Raw genomic sequence first — 17722 nt, forward strand, 5'->3', positions numbered from 1 at the left:
CCCCCATATACCTCGAAGAAGCACACGAGAGTTTATCGAGCGTTAAGCGTTAAGATCTGCGTTAAGATTCACCTCAGCATTTACGTTAAGATACACCGTTCGCTGCCATAGGCCTCGATGGCTGATTTTTTAGCTTCATAGCCGGGGCGTCCCATTAAACCATAAGTACCATTTTTGCCTTCCTCTACCCCTGGCTGATCAAAGGCATTGATGTTGAGCAGTTCACCCATATAGGCAGTTTCCCATTCCAGAAATAGAAGTAATTGCCCAATACTATAGGGAGTTAAGGCAGAAAGGATAATTTTCAAATGTTGCCGACCCGCCAAGGTTAAGGCATATTCGGTAGCTTTTTGCTCGGCAAATAAAAGCTCCTCTAAGGTTTTCCCTCCTAAAAATCGAATATCTTCCGGTAAGGATAAATCCATAGGTATTTCTTGAGTTTCTTGGAATTTTTCCAGAGTTAAGAAGGTAATAACCTTATCATCCGGTCCCTCAGTATATAATTGAATCTGAGAGTGTTGATCCGTTACCCCCAGGGCCTTTACCGGTGTCTGCCCCAAAGTAACCTCCTTCCCGAACCGATCATAACGTTTGCCCAAACTTTCCGCCCATAACTGAGCATACCAATCAGCCATTGTTTTCAGGCCGTCCACATAGGGCATAAACACCGAGATGTTTTTTCCCTTTTGCCAGGACAAATATGACAGAGCTGTCTTCAATTGAGCAGGATTAGCAAAAACCCCCTTTGTTTCCCTAATTCGTCGGTCCATCTCTGCAGCCCCTGCTAAGAGTTGTTCGACATCGATTCCGCAGATCGCCGCCGCCAAAAGACCAACTGGGGTCAATTCAGAAAATCTGCCGCCAATACCTGAGGGAATGACAAAACGTTTAAATCCTTCCTTAAGGGCTATGGGCAAAAGATTGCCTTTTTGTTGGTCTGTAGTAACAACGAGATGATCAGCATAGCTTTCTCCGCAGGAATAACGCAAGTAATCTCGAACAATAAGAAATTGAGCCATGGTTTCTGAGGTATTTCCTGATTTGGAAATAACATTGTAGAGAGTCTTTTGCGGATCAAGAATTTGATTCAGCTCTCGGAAGCGAACCGGATCAATATTATCCAGGACATAAAAGCGAGGCCGGCCAGACCGCTTTTCCGGTGTCAATTCGTTATAGTAATAATGATTTAAGGCTTGCTGGACCGCTAAAGGCCCAAGCGCTGACCCTCCTATGCCCAAGACAACGAAGTTCTCGAATCTGGAGGCAGCTTGATCAGCATAATCACAAAGTTCGGGAACTTGGCTAAGCATTAACGGCAAAAGACGAGAAAAATCCAAGTTTCCCGATTCCCTCCGGGCATGCAGGGAATTTTGAGCCTCGTCCAATTTGGCCTGCAATCCTTGTAAATCTTCTTTGGAAAAACCTTTAGGATTTTGAGACGAATACATCATTCCTGTGTAATCGATGCAAAGTTTGGATGTTTCATTAGCCATTGCAAAACCTCATCTCCACAAATAATTTATCCAAGCGAATCATTAACTCCCACTTCTACCCATCCGTCAAATTGACAACTCATTAGCCAGATCATAAAGTTCGCGATTTAGAGGGCGACGAGGGCCATAAGCATCATCAAGCGGCCGGGAAACTACAGCTTGATTAATGTAAGCTGTCATACGATTCGTTTCATTGGCCATAAGAATTTCAACGGCCTTCCCCCCCATTGCTGCAGCAATCACGGCATCAAGAGCACTGGGATTTCCTCCGCGCTGCAAGTGCCCAAGAACTGTAATCCGGGTTTCAAAGCCTGAGCGGGTATGCAATTCTTCTCCGATTTTGTAGGCGCTTCCTACGCCTTCCGAAACAAGGATAATACTATGATTCTTACCCCGTTGATGACCTCTGAGTAATTTGTTGCTGATTTCATCCAAATCATAGGGAATCTCCGGTACCAGAATCGACTCTGCGCCACAAGCCAAACCCGCCTGGAGGGCAATATTCCCGCAGTTTCGTCCCATGACCTCAACAATAAATGTCCTGTCATGAGATGACGCCGTATCACGAATTTTGCTTACAGCATCAACGACTGTATTCACCGCAGTATCAAAGCCAATGGTTAGATCTGTTCCAGCAATATCATTGTCAATGGTGCCCGGAATTCCAACTACCTTGACTCCTTGAGCTACAAGGGTTTGGGCACCTCGAAAAGACCCATCTCCCCCTATTACAACGAGGGCATCAATCTTTCGTTCCTGCAATTGAGCTAAGGCCTTCTGTTGTCCGGCTGGAGTCTTCATTTCCTCCGAGCGGGCAGTTTTCAGGACTGTTCCTCCCCGCAGAACGATATCCGCTACGGAACCGATACTCATTTCCTGGATTTCGCCGTGAATGAGTCCCTCATACCCTCGATGAATACCAAAAATCGTTAGTCCGTGGAAAATACCTTTACGAACAACTGCTCGAACAGCAGCATTCATTCCAGGGGCATCCCCTCCGCTTGTAAGCACCCCAATCCTCTGAATCGACCCTAACATAGGATCACTCCTTTGCAATATCTTTAAACTTATTTTTTATTTCTTGATAGCGGTTAAATAATTCCTGATCCTCAAGCAACTTTTCTTCCATTTTCTTATAGGCCGTAATAATGGTAGAATGCCGCCGCTTAAAATATGAAGCGATGGCCGGATATGAGAGCTTGCAAAGGGTTCTCATCGCATAAATTGCTAATTGCCTGGCTTCGTTGACAGAAGACTTTTGAGTTGAGCTAATAATTTCCTCGAGAGTAAAACCCATGACTTGAGCCGTTGCTCGCAGGATGTTCATTGGGCTTAACTCTTGACTCTGTTTCCTGACCTCCTCTTGCCAATAGGATAGAAAGCATTGCTTACTAAGTTCATCGTTATGATATTCCGCATATTCCAAAAACCCATGAAGGACTTTTTGCGCCTCAGTGAGACTTTCTGTTCGCTGGGCAATCATTTCTGGAATTGCGGGATCCATTGAAAGCAATAAGCGATGTGAGTATTCTTCCACAAAACCTTCCACCTCATAGCCCAGAGGCTTATTGATGGGGATGACAATTCCGCTTAGTAAACGCGACGTCAAACGGTCTCCTAAAAAGTTCAGATTCAGCATATCAGTTTCCAAAACCGCTACCATTTTACCTCCTCTTTGAACGATGTTTTCATAAGTAAAAAGAATTTCTTCAATCGTCTGCTTTTTTCCGGCTAAACATTGCAAATCGTCCAAAAGCAGTAAGGATGCAGCGCGATAGTATTGGCGAAACCGGGGGAGCTTATTTTCCTGTGCAGCAAAAGCATATTGACGGGAAAAGGATGTAGAATCGATTAAAATACTCCCCTCTTTTTTCCTGTTTTGATTAAGGAAATTTAAAAGGGAGGACTTGCCAACACCCGGCGGCCCGTAAATAAGCGTCATGCTTGGCGCGGTTTCGAATTCGTAATGCTTCACGAAACGCCACGCCTTTATATTAAAATCGCTTAAAAACCAGTTCAAGCGATCCTCTCCTTTTTTATCATCGATCTTAAAATATCATTGTTAGCCTATGCTGGAAATTCAAGGTCCATTCCCGCGTTATTTAGAATCTGACCTTTGAAGGGAAAGGTAACGATAACACTCTTCGGCAATATATGATAGTGATTTATTTCGGCGGGTTAAAAGATAAAAACCACGTTCTAGACTCAAATCCTTGACAGATAATTCAACCAAACCTGATTTTTCCCCTTGTTCAATAGCATGCCTTGATAAAAATGAATAGCCCAATCCAGATCGAACAGAGTTTTTAACGCCTTCTGTGCTGCCAACTTCCAGGACGATATTGAAATCATGCAAATCAAAACCGTGTTTAGCAAGAGCCTCTTCAAAAGCACGGCGATGTCCTGATCCATTCTCTCTGATCACCATTGGATAAGATTTGAGTGTTTGAAGATCAGTGCTCTTCTTTGAATGTAACGGATGATCCCTGGAAACAAGTATGACCAGTTCATCTTTAAGCCAATATTCAGACGTTAATTTTTCAGTATCGAAGACCGCGCCTACAACAGCAAAGTCTACCTCGTGGTTTAAAACTTTCTCAGCGATCTCCAGACTATCTCCAATCGTTAATTTAAAGGTTATATCGGGATAGGACCTGCGGAAATTTGCTAAATATGTTGGCAGTAAATATTCACCTGGGACATTAGAAGCTCCGATATGTAGTTTTCCACTCATAATTCGTTCGGAATTTCCAATTTCTTCTATTAATTCTGTCCAAGATTCCAGCATATGTTTTGAATGGCGGTAAAATAGTTCTCCCTCTTGAGTTAGGACAAAGCCTTTCCCTTTGCGATTGATGAGTTTGACACCGCCTAATTTCTCTTCGAGGGCTCGCATTTGATTCGAAACAGCAGGCTGACTAATCTCTAATTTCCGAGCAACAACCGTGAAGCTCTCCTCTTCAACCACTTGAACAAATAAACGCATCAGATCGAACATAACTATCTCCTCTTAGAGGGAAAAAGAGGGCATAGCCCTCCTATTCCGCGTTATTGGTCACTTTTTTCATTCGTTGGTCTTCAAGAGGTTTATCGGCACGGTCTCTTGACACATTAACAATTCGGTCAACTTCCTCGAGGCCCTCAATAACCTTTCCAAAAGAAGCATATTGTCCGTCTAAATGACTTGAGGTCTTGACCACAATGAAGAACTGGGAACTTGCTGAATTAGGATTGGCAGTTCGAGCCATGGAAATAACACCACGTTCATGCTTTAAATCATTCCTAAATCCATTGGCCGTAAACTCCCCTCGAATGGTCTGTTTACTTCCGCCCATGCCTGTGCCATTGGGGTCTCCGCCTTGAATCATAAAACCGGGAATAACCCTATGGAAAATAAGGCCATCATAAAATCCTTGCTCTACAAGAGTTATAAAGTTCTTGACCGTTTCCGGTGCTATTTCCGGATATAGTTCGATCTTAATAGTATTACCGTTTTCCATTTCAATAGTAACCATCGGATTTTTAGTTTGTTCTAAATCTTGTGTACTTTCATTTGCCACGAGAGCAGCCTCCTTTATGTTTATCCTTTAAATTATACCACTTGAGTTAATTTTAGCCTAATCCTCAAAGAAATAACCTCAGGGGAACGATAAAAATTGACATTTCTAAGATCCTATATTACACTCCTTATTGAAACAATATTACATTAAGGAGTGGGTCCCATGTCTCCCAAACCAATCTATGTCTTTTGGACTATCGTACTTGTTTCTTTCTTATTAGTTAGTGGCTGCAGTACACAGGCTCCAACGGTTTCCACCCAGCCTAAAACGGTGGTTACTAGTATCTCTCCTATTGCGGATCTTATCAAACAGGTGGCTGGCGATAAAGTAAACGTCATTAATTTAGTGCCTGCAGGGAGCGATCCTCATGAATTCGAGCCTAAACCCTCAGACGTTCGGCAAGTTGCTGCTTCCAGCATCTTCTTCGCTAATGGTGTAGGTGAAGAAGTGTATTTAAATAAAGTGATTTCCAATGCCGGTAATCCCAACCTCCGTACAGTTGTGCTGTCAAATGGCCTAACCATCTTAGGTAAAGATCAGGGAGGAGAAGGCAATCCCCATCTCTGGCTCGATGTGCAGAATGCCAAACATTATGTTGAAACAATTCGTGATCAATTATCTCAGACTTATCCGGAAGATAAGCAGTATTTTACTCAAAACGCCGCAGCGTATCTTACGAAATTGACGGAGCTTGATCAATGGATTCGCTCTCAAGTTTCCAGTCTTCCGCCAGAATCACGAAAGATGGTCGTCTTGCATGATGCCTGGAGTTATTATGCCAAACAATACGGCTTAACCTTTGTTCAGCCTTTACTGCATACCGGCGAAGCCGAACCCTCGGCTAAAGAGTACGCTGATTTAATCCAACTTATCCATGCACAAAAGATTCATGCCGTATTCAGCGAGGCAGGTTTTAATCCGAAGTTAGCGCAGCAATTAGCCTCAGAAACCGGTGTGAAATTTATCAACAATCTTCATGATGATACATTAGGGGATACCCCGGACTCTAATTCCTATATTGCGATGATGAAAACGAATACCACAGTCATCGTTTCTGCTTTAAAATAACGTAGAGAGTAGGCCTAAAACCATGTCTGATAGTTTTGTCATAGAATTTGATCACTTTAGCCTCAAGTACGGCGATCGTCAAGTCCTTAAGGATATTCATCTGCGCATCCCTAAAGGATCCTGTATCGGAATCATTGGGCCTAATGGATCTGGGAAAACGTCTCTTATCCGCAGTATCGTTGGCCTCAACAAACCTTATCAGGGAGCAGTCCGCGTCTTTGGCGAACGACCTCAGCGCTCCTGGCGCCGCCGGCACCAAATCGGGTATGTACCCCAGCTCAAATCCATCAACAAAGAATTCCCTATTTCAGTCTATGAAGTAGTCATGTTAGGCCGTGTCGGACGTCTCGGACCTTTACACTTTCCCAGAAAAGAAGACCATCAAGTTGTTCAGGAATCCCTAAAACGCGTTAAAATGTTGGAAATTGCTGATCGTCCAATTGGCCAGCTCTCGGGGGGACAACAACAACGAGTATTTATAGCCCGTGCTCTGGCCCAAGAATCAAAACTTTTGCTATTAGACGAACCTGCAACAGGTCTGGATATTCCAACCCAGCAAAGTATTTACGAACTGCTCGAACAGCTTCACGAAGATGGAATAACAACCCTAACTACCACTCATGATCTCTTAGCTTTGGATTTTCACCACTTTGGCCGAATTCTTTGCTTAAATGAGCAAGTTATTGCCTTCGGGCCACCCGAAAAAGTCCTGACACCAGCAATATTAACCCAAACGTTTTCGGGACTTCCTTGGCCCCATCATCTCGTCGATGAGGATTCTCGTCTTTCGATTAAGGAGGATTCTATTTCATGCACTTGCTCTTAGACCCCCTTCATTATGCTTTTATGCAAAACGCTTTCATTGGAACTGTGGCAATTGGTATATTATGTGCAGTTATCGGAAGTTTTGTTGTCTTACTGCGCTTAGCTTTCATTGGCGAAGGGTTAGCCCACGGCTCTCTTGCAGGCTTGGCCATAGGTTACCTTCTGAATTGGGATCTCTACCTAGCTGCCAATTTTTATACGGTTGGCCTGGCGCTGCTCATCGGATTTGTCCATGCTAAAGCTAAGGTTACGTTAGATACAGCCATCGGCATTATTTTCTCGACCTCAATGGCTTTAGGAATTGCTTTAATAAGCAGTATGAAATTTTACACTACGGATCTTACAGGATATCTCTTTGGTTCTGTTTTGGCCATCACGCCTTTTGACTTAAGAATAATATTAGGGGCATCCGTTCTTATCCTGTTAATTATAATTCTTTTCTTTAAAGAATTTGTCTTCTATGCCTTTGACCCAGAAATGGCTGAAGTTGCAGGCTTATCGCGGGTGATCCTTCATTATTCGATGCTCATCATGATCGCAATTACTGTCGTCATTGCCTCCCAGACAGTAGGGATTATATTGGTTACTGCCCTCTTAATCATTCCTGCTGCCTCAGCACAACAATGGACTCACTCCCTAAAAACACTCCTTCTGCTTGCTATTATCTTTGGTCTAACCAGTGCCGTAATTGGCCTTTATATTTCTTACTACTTCAACGTTGCCTCGGGTGCAAGTATTGCCTTAACTGCTGCTGTAGTTTTCTTAATTAGTCTTATTTTTTCAAGGGAACGCCAACCACTTAGGCGAAGCTTTGGGCTAAAAGAAACTATAAAGAAATATTGATACTGTCTTCGCATTTATTGGTCTTTGGCGATAGCGGCAGCTTGGTTGCCCTTATGCTGAGGAAAATGTGGTTATACTTACGACAGTAAAAAAATAAGCGGCCTTAACCGCCCGAAATAGGAGATAACGATATGAACTATGAAGAAATTCTTCAATATATCCAGCAACAAGGATATCGCCTTACATCAGCTCGTAAGCACATTGTAGAAGTTCTTTGTCACAATTCCGATTATCTGGGAGCCTATGACATTCATCACATTCTGGAGCAGAACGGCAATCACATTGCAGTCGTTTCTATCTATCGTGTTTTGGAACTGTTGAACAGTATCGGTTTGCTGGAAAAAGAGGAATTTGGAAGCGGCGGAGAACGGTATTGTCTGAAAAACGCCGCCGAACAACATGGGCATCAGCTTATTTGTACCAAATGCGGCCAAAGTAAAGAGTTAGGTGACTGTCCCATTAGGCATCTTGCTCAAACTATTGAGGCTCAAAGTGGTTACCGTATTCAAAATCACTGGCTGCGCTTTTTCGGTTTATGTCCTCACTGTCAATCTGAAGAAGATATGAAACCGCCGCAATCAATCCTCTAAACTCGCTTTGCCTCGTTTCATACTATAGAGATAGATTACAAAAACTATCAGGGCAAGAACGATTCCACCTCTAACAAGATAACGATGCAAGATGAAGGTAATCTTCTCCCAATGCGCACCTAAGATCCTGCCGAGAGTAATAAAGGTAAGCGCCCAAAGAAAGGCCCCGGCTGCAGCTAACAATGAATAACGACCGTAATGCAGTTTGCTCATACCTGAAAAATATGCTGTAAAGTGCCGAAAACCCGGGAAGAAGTATCCGATAACAATTAAGCGATCACCAAAGCGCCGAAACCAATGTTCGGCGCTTTTAATCTTTTTTTCGTTAAAATGCAAAAAAGGTCCAACTTTCTGCAGAAAAGGGATTCCTAACCTTCGACCAATCCAATAGCTTAAATTCATTCCCATAAAGCTGCCGAAGGCAGCAACCAAAAGCGTCTTGGCAAAGTTCATTCGGCCTAAGATCGTTTGGAATCCACTAAAAGTCATTAAAAACTCATCGGGAACAGGAATACCAATCATACCACCCATAAGCATGATAAATAAGCCGGCATAACGATAATGAAAAATTATGCTCATTACATAGTGTTCTAATTCGTGCATGCCTTGCCCCTTCCCCAGATTATCTTAATTCTTAAGCATTATGATTGATAGCCTGTGCCCGGTCGTATTTTAAAGCTTATCGTTTTTTTAGGTGTTTCCAAACCAGCAAAATAAGGATGACGACGATTGCCCCTCCCACGACAACATCTGCGCGATGAAAATAGGGCTTAAGGGCGTTCCAATTCTCGCCTAATTTTCGACCTACATAGATCAATAAGGTACACCAAAGAAACGCTCCAATTGTCGTATAGGTTGCCATTTTGAAGGGATTCATACGGGCAATTCCCGCCGGTAAAGAAATAAATGTTCGAACGATAGGCAATACACGACCAATAAAGACTGTAATTTCACCGTTGCGTTCAAAGATCCTCTCGGTCCAGGCTAATTCTTTAGCATTGATAAAGAAATATTTGCCATAGCGTTTTAAAAAAGGACGGCCACCCCATACGCCAACATAATAGGCGACTAAGGCTCCAAAAAGATTTCCCAGGGTAGCGGCAATGGTCGCTTGCCAAAAGCTAAAATGGCCGCTAAAAACCATATATCCGGTGAAAGGAAGAATGATTTCGCTTGGCAGAGGTATACAAGCGCTTTCAATCGCCATTGCCAAAAACACTCCTGCATAGCCAAAGGAAGAAATGATATGTATGACAAACTGTCCAAGTTGAGTTATAATCGTTTCCAAATTATACCTCCTATTTACCATTAAATAAACATACCGTTGGTATTTTATCATAGACTCAAAATCTTTACCAGTTTCCTGAGAAATCATTTCCGAAAATTGACCAAAGCAGATTAAAGTTTCATCTGCTTTGGTCAGAGTATCATGTTAATTGTTGTCATTTTGTATTACTAATTATTATCGGCCTTGTTTTTTTGCCGGCGGCTGACAAGCCCATCGCTAACTTCGAAAATATAGGGTTTTCCATCAACGACTGTTTCTAGAGCTGCGGATTTCCCCCAAAGAAACTGGACTAAAGTCAGGGTCTTTTCAAGATAAACAACATCAAGATCCACGCCTTCATGGCAATGTTTAAGATAAAGTCCCCCTTTGCCCTCATAATCTCCCTCTTGCACAACAATACGCGGATTGCCGCCGTTAACAAGCTGCATGACTAAATTATCCCGCACTTTCTCCCAATCAATGTCTGTGACTTGCCAGTGGGCTCCTACTTTGCGGAAATTAAACAAATTAAGTTCTTCCACTAATTCTTTGCTCAGATGATTGCGGATAAAGGAAAGATCGTTTTCCGTCTCCCGCAGTTCGAAGAGTTCCTCCAACGATTTCTTTTTAGCAAGACTTTCCCATATTTTTACTCCTAAATAATAGGGATTAAGCCCCATACGTGAAGGCTGAACGACTTGACTGTGCATCAAGGAAAATTCCAAAGCTTCATTCTCGGTAAGCTCGAGTTCACGCATGATTTTGGCATGCCAAAAGGTTGCCCATCCTTCATTGATAATTTTGGTTTCAATTTGAGGAAAAAAGTAAAGTGACTCTTCGCGAACAATGCTAACGATGTCCCTTTGCCATTCTTCCAAACCCGGAGAAAATTCAATGAGATAATACAAAAGGTCCTCATAATCCTGTTTCGGCTGCATCTCATGTTCTTTAGCAGATAGATCTTCCCACAAATCCTCATATGGAGTCGAGTTTCTCAGTGTTCTCACCGCGGCCTTATTTGGATCCCTTGTTGAAACGTTCGGCTGCCGACAATTACCGCAACTCCCGCAAGTTCCCTTTGTAGAACAACCTTGACCTTGACAGCCCGACCCTTGGCAAGAATGTGCTCCTTCTGTTTGCTTGTTTTTTAGAGGATTGTTTGGAGTTTTGTCTTTCTTGTAATCCGGTCCGATATGAGAACGAAAGTCAACGTGTTCTTGGATAGCCAAGACTGCATCTAAGGTTGATTCCACCTTTTCCCTGCCATACAAGCCTTCATATTCACGAATTTTTTCCGCGTGGGCAGCCATTCTTTCCACCATGTCTTTTGGTGTATGGGAAAAATAATGGTTATTCTTAAAAAAATCTACATGAGCATAGACGTGACCTATTACAAGTTTGTTCTGGGTTAAATGATTACCCTCCAGCAAGAACGCATAGGCAGGATTTGTATTGATGACCAGCTCATAGATCCTACTTAAGTTCAAATCGTACTGAGTTTTCATGCGATAAAATGCTTTGCCAAAGCTCCAGTGAGCAAATCGCACGGGCATGCCATAGGCTCCAAAGGTATACAAGGCCTCGGCAGGAACAATCTCAAAATTCACCGGATAGAAATCAAGTCCCATGCCTCGTGCCACTTGAGCGATATTCTGCGCTATGGTCGTTAACTTTATCATCTCTGTATCCATGCCTTCCCCCCTTATGATATCTCTAAAACGCGAAATCGAAGTCAAGGCAGGCTGATCTTCTGGGACCTAAGAGAAAACGGTCTTTAAGGCATCATAAACTTCGTTGCGATCGCGAATCGTTACTAAGCGAAGCTTTGGATCAGTAATTCGTTTTAATGTCGACATCAACGTACTGGAATAATGGGTCCTCAGAATCTCACCATATCCAACCACCTGACTTACCTCGACGAGGTTTTTCATCAGTGTTAAAGCCCGAGAATTATCCGACCCTATATTATCTCCGTCCGTGAAATGAACTGGATAGATATTGTAATGGGCTGGTGGATAGTCGCTTTCAATTAAATCCAAAGCGTATTTATACACTGAAGAACAGCGCGTTCCGCCGCTTTCTCCCCGAGTAAAGAATTCCTCTTCGGTGACTTCTTTGGCCTCCGTGTGATGGGCTAAAAATCGAATTTCCACATTTTCATATTTCAGACGTAAAAACCTGACCATCCAAAAGAAGAAGGTACGTGAAATATACTTTTCAAATTGTCCCATGGAACCTGACGTATCCATCATCGCTAAAATGACAGCATTCGTCTCGAAATTCGGACGAGTCTCCCAGGTCTTAAATCGTAAATCCTCAGGAGTAATCTTAAGCCGTTGGTCTTTATCCTTTTTTTCTTGTAAAGCCTGTCTTTTGATACTTTCCAGAAGCGTACGTTTTTTATCAACATTAGCCATAAGCCCTTTTTTGCGGACATCATTAAATTCAGGCCGATCATGAGCAATCAACGGACGTTTCTTATCGTCCAGATTGGGAAGCTTTAATTCAGCAAAGAGGATGTTGGCTAAATCTTCATAAGTGACTTCAGCTTCATAAATATCCTCCCCAGGGCTTTCACCAGCTCCGCTTCCCGAGGAACCTTTTCCTTTGCCTTGTTCACGCCCTAGAATATCGCCTGGGGACATTTTTTTATTTCCCTGACCCGTATGATTCTTTTTATTAAGATCATATTTAAAGCGAAACTCTTCTAAAGATCGCATAGGAATCTTTGTGCTTTTTTTACCATCGGATAAGATGATACTTTCATCAACAATTAAATCGCCGAGTTGTTGTTTTATGACTTCTTCAACTTTTTCCTTGTGTCGCCTTTGATCCAAATACCCTTTACGATGCAAACCCCAGTCATCATGGTTTACAATAATGTCCTCAGCCATGTTATCCCTCCTCTGATTTATTTCTAGCGGTTCAGGAGGGCCCCGACATATTTTACAATTTGATTAGCACAAATTGGACAGTATCCATGCTCATTGATAAGACGATCCATGACATTATTAATTCTCTTCAGCTGTTCCTGGTCAGGATGATCTACTGAGGTTGTGATTTTTACAATATCCTTGAGATCAGCAAAAAGTTTCTTTTCGATGGCCTCTTTTAAACGCTCGTGAGACTCATAGTTAAACGGTTTTCCTTTACGGGCGTACATGGAAATTCGAATTAAGATTTCTTCACGGAAGGTCTTCTTGGCATTTTCTGTGACACCGATTTGCTCTTCAATACTCCGCATTAACTGCTCATCAGGAGGTAATTCTTCACCTGTTATAGGATCCATTAATTTCGTAGAATTACAAAATGCTTCTACATTATCGAGATAATTGTTTAACAGGGATTTTGCCGATTCCTCATAGGCAAAGACAAAGGCTTTCTGAACCTCTTTCTTAGCCATTTCGTCATATTCGCGTCGTGCAACTGAAATTAAATTCAAGAGATTTTCTTTCTCTTCTTTCATAATTGACGTATGCTGGGATAACCCGTCCTTCAATGCTCTGAGAATGTCCAAAGCATTAATGCAGGCACGTTCATCTCGGATCAGGGCCGTTGAGATGCGATTAATGACATAGCGCGGATCAACGCCGCTCATTCCTTCTCCTTGTTCCTCTCCTTCCAGCATGAGTTCCTTAATATCCTTTTGATTGAATCCTTCAACATCTTCACCATCATAGATTCTCATTTTTTTAACGAGATCCATTCCCTGTTTTTTAGAAGGCTTCAGTCGGGACAGAACTCCGAAGACAGAGGTGGCCCAGAGACTATGGGGGGCAATGTGGACATTTTTAATATCGCTCTGGCTGATTAATTTTTCATATATTTTAATTTCGTCACTCACTCTGAGGTTATAGGGAATTTGCATAACAATGATTCTGGATTGTAAGGCTTCATTTTTCTTATTAGCGACAAACGTTCGATACTCGTTCTCGTTAGTATGAGCAACTACCAGCTCATCAGCTGATATTAAGGCAAATCTCCCGGCTTTGAAATTCCCTTCCTGCGATAAACTTAAAAGATTCCAAAGAAACTTCTCGTCCGATTTCAGCATCTCTTGGAATTCCATTAAACCCCTGTTGGCTTTATTCAATTCTCCGTCAAAACGATAGGCTCGAGGATCGGATTCCGATCCATACTCTGTAATCGAAGAAAAATCAATGCTGCCGGTTAAGTCAGCAATGTCTTGCGACTTGGGGTCTGAAGGAGTAAAGGTGCCAATTCCCACTCTCTGTTCTTCAGAAAAGAGAATCCTCTTGACAGGAAAACGTTCCACTTCTCCCTTAAATTCTTCGTCCAAACGCAAACGACAAACGGGACAGAGATTTCCTTCAATCCGGATGCCATACTTCTCTTCAAATTGAGATCTTAATGATAAGGGCAACAAATGCAAAGGGTCTTCGTGCATAGGGCAGCCATCAATGGCATAAACTGCACCTTCTTCAGTTCTCGTGAATTCTTCAATGCCCCGTTTCAATAAACTTACAATCGTTGACTTGCCACCACTTACAGGGCCCATAAGCAATAAAATCCGTTTCCGTACGTCCAAACGTTTGGCAGCACTATGAAAATATTCCTCAATAAGGCGTTCCAATGTCTTATCTAACCCAAAGAGTTCTTTGTCAAAAAAATGATATTTCTTTAGATCCCCCTTTGTTTCCACACCTGCGGCTTTGATCATCGCATATATTCGCGCATGCGCATGCATCGCTAAATTTGGATTTTTAACAACCATTTGCAAGTAATCCGCAAAGGTTCCCTTCCATTCCAATGAAGCCTCTATCTCTCGATATTCACGTAACCAATTAATAACTTCCATTATTTGCCCTCCCTTCTCCAATCAATCAGTGACGGATATATATAAGTATATGCCTTGTCGCCCTAGATAAGGCATATACTTTTAAACTTCTTTTATAAAGAAAACTAAGAACACCCAAAAAGCGGTGTTCTTCCTTCATTGAGCAATATAACTTTTAATTGATTTTCTCCAAATCCCAAGGATCATAAGCAAACTCACCCGGCAGAATATCTAAACGCGCTACTACATACTCTCCGATCTCGTCACAATCGATCCGAACAACAGTCCCTAGGCAGCGATTGCTTGTTGTAACTCGATCTCCAACTTTAAACTTACGTTGGGTTCGAAAAGAAGAGCGGGATACCGAATCATTATTTATTGAAAACACATCGTTGTCCTCCTTCTTAAATCGCACTATGTTACTTAATATTATCAAGTGAAAAGCAGAAGTTCCGGGATGCAATTTAGAATATTTGAAATTGTACTTTGTGATTTATTTAATAAAGTATATGCTCATACGTTAAATCATTTTCATGACATTATTATTTTGTTTTTTGATTAAGAAGGCCTCTGGCAAGACGGCAGGTTAGTTGCACTATATAGGAAAGTACAACTGAAGGGCAACTTTACGGATTGCATAAAAAAAAATCCGCATCAAGTGCGGATCTTTTTAGGCAATCATTTCTTAATATAAGGCTAAATAACGATCTAATTCCCATTGAGATACTGTGACTCGAAAACTGTCCCATTCTTCCATCTTCGCTTCATAAAAACGATGGTAGATATGACTTCCTAAAGCTTCTTGCATAACTGACGCTTGAGCCAATTCATCCAAAGCCTCTTTCAAACTGCCTGGCAAGGAACCAATATTGAGATTGGCGCGTTCTTCATTTGTCATGGCGAAAATATTCATATCTACAGCAGGAGGTGGAGTAAGTTTGTTTTTTATTCCGTCCAGTCCGGCTTTTAATTGAACAGCGAGTGCTAAGTAAGGGTTGCAGGAAGGATCGGGACTTCTTAATTCAATGCGGGTCGAAGCTCCTCTTTTCGCGGGGATCCGGATCAAAGGACTTCTGTTCCGTCCGGACCAGGCTATATAACAAGGGGCCTCATAGCCGGGAACAAGTCGTTTATATGAATTAACCGTCGGGTTCGTTATGGCAGTAAAGGAGCGGGCATGTTTCATCAGTCCGGCAACATATTGATAGGCAATTTCGGAAAGTTCAAGGGGATCATTAGGATCGTAAAAGGCATTTTTTCCGTCTTTGAATAAGGATTGATTACTGTGCATCCCTGAACCATTGATCCCAAAAATGGGTTTGGGCATAAAGGTAGCATGTAAGCCATGGTGTTGGGCTATTGTACGAACTACAAAGCGAAAGGTCGCAATCTTGTCAGCAATATCCAAGGCATCCGCATACTTGAAATCAATTTCATGTTGTCCGGGGGCAACTTCATGATGAGAAGCTTCAATTTCATAACCCATCTGTTCTAAGGTCAGAACCATATCCCGCCGAGCATTTTCCCCTAAATCAACGGGTGTTAAGTCAAAATATCCCGCCTTGTCATGAGTAACCGTTGTCGGCCGCCCTTCCGGATCTGTATGGAAAAGAAAAAACTCCAACTCCGGACCCACATTTAAGGTATAACCAAGATCAGCCGCCTCCTTTAAAGCCTTTTTAAGAGCGCTTCTCGGGCAGCCTCCGAAAGAAGTTCCGTCCGGATTATAGACGTCGCAGATAAGACGAGCAACTGCTCCTTCTTTAGGGCGCCAAGGAAATACGACAAAGGTATTAGGATCAGGCCGTAAATACATATCAGATTCTTCAATCCGTGCAAATCCTTCAATCGAAGACCCATCAAACATCAGTTGTCCATCTAGCGCTTTCTCCAATTGTTCTATGGTAATAGCCACATTTTTAAGAATTCCAAAGATATCCGTAAATTGTAAGCGAATAAACTTGACCCCTTTTTCCTGAGCTTCACGAAGGACATCATCATTAGTCATGATCATAGTGGATCTCTCCTTTCAAGTTTCCCAAACGATAAACGTCCATGCTCTAACCCTATTTGGTTTTGCATGGACGGCTTTGTCCTACACTTATTTTCTAGTATACTCAGTGTTTCCTTTATTTACAATGCCCGACAACTTTAAAATTCAATCCCCTTGCGAGCCATTATTCCTTGGTCAAACGGATGCTTCTTTTGAACCATTTCAGTTACCAGGTCCGCCCTGGCAATTAAACGTTCTGAAGCATTACGGCCGGTCAAAACTAACTCTACATGATCCGGTTTAGAATTCAAAACATCGAGAACATCCTGTTCCGCTAAGAGGTCAAACCATACGGCATTAATGATCTCATCGAGAATAACAATATCCCACTCCCCTGAAGAAACAACTTCCTGAGCTCGCTTAAATGCTTTTTGGGCCTCTTGCACATGTTCTTCCCCGGGAGTATCTTTGTATACCCACCCCTTTCCGCCAAAGTGTTCCAGTTGACATTCAGGATACAGACGGCTTAGTCCTTTCAATTCTCCGTAGTCATCGTTTCCTTTCATAAATTGAATAATATATACATTGAAACCGTGTCCCACGGCTCGGACTGCCAGCCCAAAAGCGGCAGTCGTTTTTCCCTTGCCGTTTCCCGTGTATATTTGAATTAATCCTTTCTCTATAGCTGACATCATTGCACCTTCCGAATCCACTTTTCTAGTTGAGGATGTACGTAGACAACATTGGGCGATCTCAAGATTTCCGGAAATCTTTCCAGGGTTTGTTGGTTGAACGGGATAGAGAAAAACAGTTTTATCGCTGATTTTTCATCATTCGCCCTTAACTCTACTTTATCAGGGTAGAGGTAGTAAGAATAGTTCCCATCGCGCCATCGAACCTCAAGTTCCCCAAGCTTAAGGAGAATTATACCAAACTCCTCAATTTTCACAGACTCAACGCTGGAAAAAGGCTGTCGTAAATATTCTGCTTCTAAAGCGACTTGTCCGACTTTAAACTGCAATTCCAAAAGTTGTTCAATGATCAATCGTGCTGGTATGGATATATCTTCAAAGGCCCTGCGCTCGCTAATCAACTCCTCAAGAAGAAGCTCAAATTTTCTCACATGGACAGACCGTACTTTTTGTACTTTCTTTAATGCCCTTTCAAAGCTATGATAAACATCTTCAATACATTCAAGGAGCATTGTATCTTCCTCACGCATAGATTCCCCTCCTATCCATATCGCTATACCAGAAAGTGCTTATCTCTATTTTATCTGAACTGA

At 42.3% G+C, this 17722-nt stretch carries 18 protein-coding genes; 4 read left to right on the forward strand and 14 right to left on the reverse strand.

Annotation, left to right across the window (positions count from 1 at the left end; genetic code table 11):
* Positions 1 to 80: 80 nt before the first annotated feature.
* The 5 genes from ACPUYX_RS12595 to ACPUYX_RS12615 form a co-directional block, all read right to left on the reverse strand.
* Positions 81 to 1493: a glucose-6-phosphate isomerase gene (locus ACPUYX_RS12595; protein ID WP_426380001.1), complete on the reverse strand. Its 1413-nt coding sequence runs from the start codon at positions 1491 to 1493 to the stop codon at positions 81 to 83.
* Between the two features lie 66 nt (positions 1494 to 1559).
* Entirely contained in the window at positions 1560 to 2531 is a 972-nt protein-coding gene (gene pfkA, locus ACPUYX_RS12600; protein ID WP_426380002.1) for a 6-phosphofructokinase, read from the reverse strand.
* 4 nt (positions 2532 to 2535) lie between these two features.
* Positions 2536 to 3513 carry a helix-turn-helix domain-containing protein gene (locus tag ACPUYX_RS12605; protein WP_426380003.1) on the reverse strand — a complete coding sequence of 326 codons (978 nt, stop codon included), beginning with the start codon at positions 3511 to 3513 and terminating at the stop codon, positions 2536 to 2538.
* Between the two features lie 78 nt (positions 3514 to 3591).
* Positions 3592 to 4491: a selenium metabolism-associated LysR family transcriptional regulator gene (locus ACPUYX_RS12610; protein ID WP_426380004.1), complete on the reverse strand. Its 900-nt coding sequence runs from the start codon at positions 4489 to 4491 to the stop codon at positions 3592 to 3594.
* Positions 4492 to 4531: 40 nt separating this feature from the next.
* The gene (locus ACPUYX_RS12615; RefSeq protein ID WP_426380005.1) at positions 4532 to 5053 is read right to left on the reverse strand and encodes a peptidylprolyl isomerase; all 522 of its coding nucleotides are present in this window, start codon (positions 5051 to 5053) and stop codon (positions 4532 to 4534) included.
* Between the two features lie 162 nt (positions 5054 to 5215).
* Between ACPUYX_RS12615 and ACPUYX_RS12620 the strand changes: the two genes are divergently transcribed.
* The 4 genes from ACPUYX_RS12620 (at position 5216) to ACPUYX_RS12635 (ending at position 8379) form a co-directional block, all read left to right on the forward strand.
* Entirely contained in the window at positions 5216 to 6121 is a 906-nt protein-coding gene (locus ACPUYX_RS12620; RefSeq protein WP_426380006.1) for a metal ABC transporter substrate-binding protein, read from the forward strand.
* Between the two features lie 22 nt (positions 6122 to 6143).
* Complete coding sequence (locus ACPUYX_RS12625) at positions 6144 to 6947, forward strand: metal ABC transporter ATP-binding protein (protein ID WP_426380007.1); 804 nt, start codon at positions 6144 to 6146, stop codon at positions 6945 to 6947.
* Positions 6932 to 7789, forward strand: coding sequence for a metal ABC transporter permease (locus tag ACPUYX_RS12630; RefSeq protein ID WP_426380008.1), 858 nt, complete (start codon positions 6932 to 6934; stop codon positions 7787 to 7789). Before ACPUYX_RS12625 ends, ACPUYX_RS12630 begins: the two co-directional genes overlap by 16 nt.
* Before the next feature lie 131 nt (positions 7790 to 7920).
* A complete protein-coding gene (locus ACPUYX_RS12635) occupies positions 7921 to 8379 on the forward strand; it encodes a Fur family transcriptional regulator (RefSeq protein ID WP_426380009.1) in 459 nt (152 codons plus the stop codon).
* Here the strand turns inward: ACPUYX_RS12635 and ACPUYX_RS12640 are convergent.
* The 9 genes from ACPUYX_RS12640 to ACPUYX_RS12680 form a co-directional block, all read right to left on the reverse strand.
* Entirely contained in the window at positions 8368 to 8982 is a 615-nt protein-coding gene (locus ACPUYX_RS12640; protein ID WP_426380010.1) for a DedA family protein, read from the reverse strand. The genes ACPUYX_RS12635 and ACPUYX_RS12640 overlap by 12 nt on opposite strands.
* Positions 8983 to 9058: 76 nt before the next feature.
* On the reverse strand, positions 9059 to 9667 hold the full coding sequence (locus ACPUYX_RS12645; protein WP_426380011.1) for a DedA family protein: 609 nt from the start codon (positions 9665 to 9667) through the stop codon (positions 9059 to 9061).
* 167 nt (positions 9668 to 9834) lie between these two features.
* A complete protein-coding gene (locus ACPUYX_RS12650) occupies positions 9835 to 11337 on the reverse strand; it encodes a SpoVR family protein (RefSeq protein WP_426380012.1) in 1503 nt (500 codons plus the stop codon).
* Positions 11338 to 11403: 66 nt separating this feature from the next.
* Positions 11404 to 12540 (reverse strand): sporulation protein YhbH, encoded by a 1137-nt coding sequence (yhbH, locus tag ACPUYX_RS12655; protein ID WP_426380013.1) that lies wholly within the window; start codon positions 12538 to 12540, stop codon positions 11404 to 11406.
* 23 nt (positions 12541 to 12563) lie between these two features.
* Positions 12564 to 14465 (reverse strand): PrkA family serine protein kinase, encoded by a 1902-nt coding sequence (locus ACPUYX_RS12660; RefSeq protein WP_426380014.1) that lies wholly within the window; start codon positions 14463 to 14465, stop codon positions 12564 to 12566.
* Positions 14466 to 14619: 154 nt separating this feature from the next.
* The gene (locus tag ACPUYX_RS12665; RefSeq protein WP_426380015.1) at positions 14620 to 14832 is read right to left on the reverse strand and encodes a hypothetical protein; all 213 of its coding nucleotides are present in this window, start codon (positions 14830 to 14832) and stop codon (positions 14620 to 14622) included.
* A 297-nt stretch (positions 14833 to 15129) separates the two neighbouring features.
* Positions 15130 to 16458 carry a type I glutamate--ammonia ligase gene (gene glnA / locus ACPUYX_RS12670; RefSeq protein ID WP_426380016.1) on the reverse strand — a complete coding sequence of 443 codons (1329 nt, stop codon included), beginning with the start codon at positions 16456 to 16458 and terminating at the stop codon, positions 15130 to 15132.
* A gap of 137 nt (positions 16459 to 16595) precedes the next feature.
* A complete protein-coding gene (gene cobO / locus ACPUYX_RS12675) occupies positions 16596 to 17129 on the reverse strand; it encodes a cob(I)yrinic acid a,c-diamide adenosyltransferase (protein WP_426380128.1) in 534 nt (177 codons plus the stop codon).
* On the reverse strand, positions 17129 to 17659 hold the full coding sequence (locus ACPUYX_RS12680; protein WP_426380017.1) for a hypothetical protein: 531 nt from the start codon (positions 17657 to 17659) through the stop codon (positions 17129 to 17131). The genes cobO and ACPUYX_RS12680 overlap by 1 nt, the downstream gene beginning before the upstream one ends.
* Between the last annotated feature and the right edge of the window lie 63 nt (positions 17660 to 17722).

The sequence above is a fragment of the Desulfosporosinus sp. SYSU MS00001 genome, from assembly GCF_049943955.1.
In the GTDB taxonomy this organism is placed as follows: Bacteria; Bacillota; Desulfitobacteriia; order Desulfitobacteriales; family Desulfitobacteriaceae; genus Desulfosporosinus.

Bases quoted from the DNA above. Each gene is read 5' to 3' on its own strand.
- ACPUYX_RS12620 (WP_426380006.1), top strand. From the start codon at position 5,216: ATGTCTCCCAAACCAATCTATGTCTTTTGGACTATCGTACTTGTTTCT.
- ACPUYX_RS12625 (WP_426380007.1), top strand. From the start codon at position 6,144: ATGTCTGATAGTTTTGTCATAGAATTTGATCACTTTAGCCTCAAGTAC.
- ACPUYX_RS12680 (WP_426380017.1), bottom strand. From the start codon at position 17,659: ATGCGTGAGGAAGATACAATGCTCCTTGAATGTATTGAAGATGTTTAT.
- ACPUYX_RS12630 (WP_426380008.1), top strand. From the start codon at position 6,932: ATGCACTTGCTCTTAGACCCCCTTCATTATGCTTTTATGCAAAACGCT.
- ACPUYX_RS12660 (WP_426380014.1), bottom strand. From the start codon at position 14,465: ATGGAAGTTATTAATTGGTTACGTGAATATCGAGAGATAGAGGCTTCA.
- ACPUYX_RS12635 (WP_426380009.1), top strand. From the start codon at position 7,921: ATGAACTATGAAGAAATTCTTCAATATATCCAGCAACAAGGATATCGC.
- ACPUYX_RS12595 (WP_426380001.1), bottom strand. From the start codon at position 1,493: ATGGCTAATGAAACATCCAAACTTTGCATCGATTACACAGGAATGATG.
- pfkA (WP_426380002.1), bottom strand. From the start codon at position 2,531: ATGTTAGGGTCGATTCAGAGGATTGGGGTGCTTACAAGCGGAGGGGAT.
- cobO (WP_426380128.1), bottom strand. From the start codon at position 17,129: ATGTCAGCTATAGAGAAAGGATTAATTCAAATATACACGGGAAACGGC.
- ACPUYX_RS12610 (WP_426380004.1), bottom strand. From the start codon at position 4,491: ATGTTCGATCTGATGCGTTTATTTGTTCAAGTGGTTGAAGAGGAGAGC.
- yhbH (WP_426380013.1), bottom strand. From the start codon at position 12,540: ATGGCTGAGGACATTATTGTAAACCATGATGACTGGGGTTTGCATCGT.
- ACPUYX_RS12650 (WP_426380012.1), bottom strand. From the start codon at position 11,337: ATGGATACAGAGATGATAAAGTTAACGACCATAGCGCAGAATATCGCT.
- ACPUYX_RS12640 (WP_426380010.1), bottom strand. From the start codon at position 8,982: ATGCACGAATTAGAACACTATGTAATGAGCATAATTTTTCATTATCGT.
- glnA (WP_426380016.1), bottom strand. From the start codon at position 16,458: ATGATCATGACTAATGATGATGTCCTTCGTGAAGCTCAGGAAAAAGGG.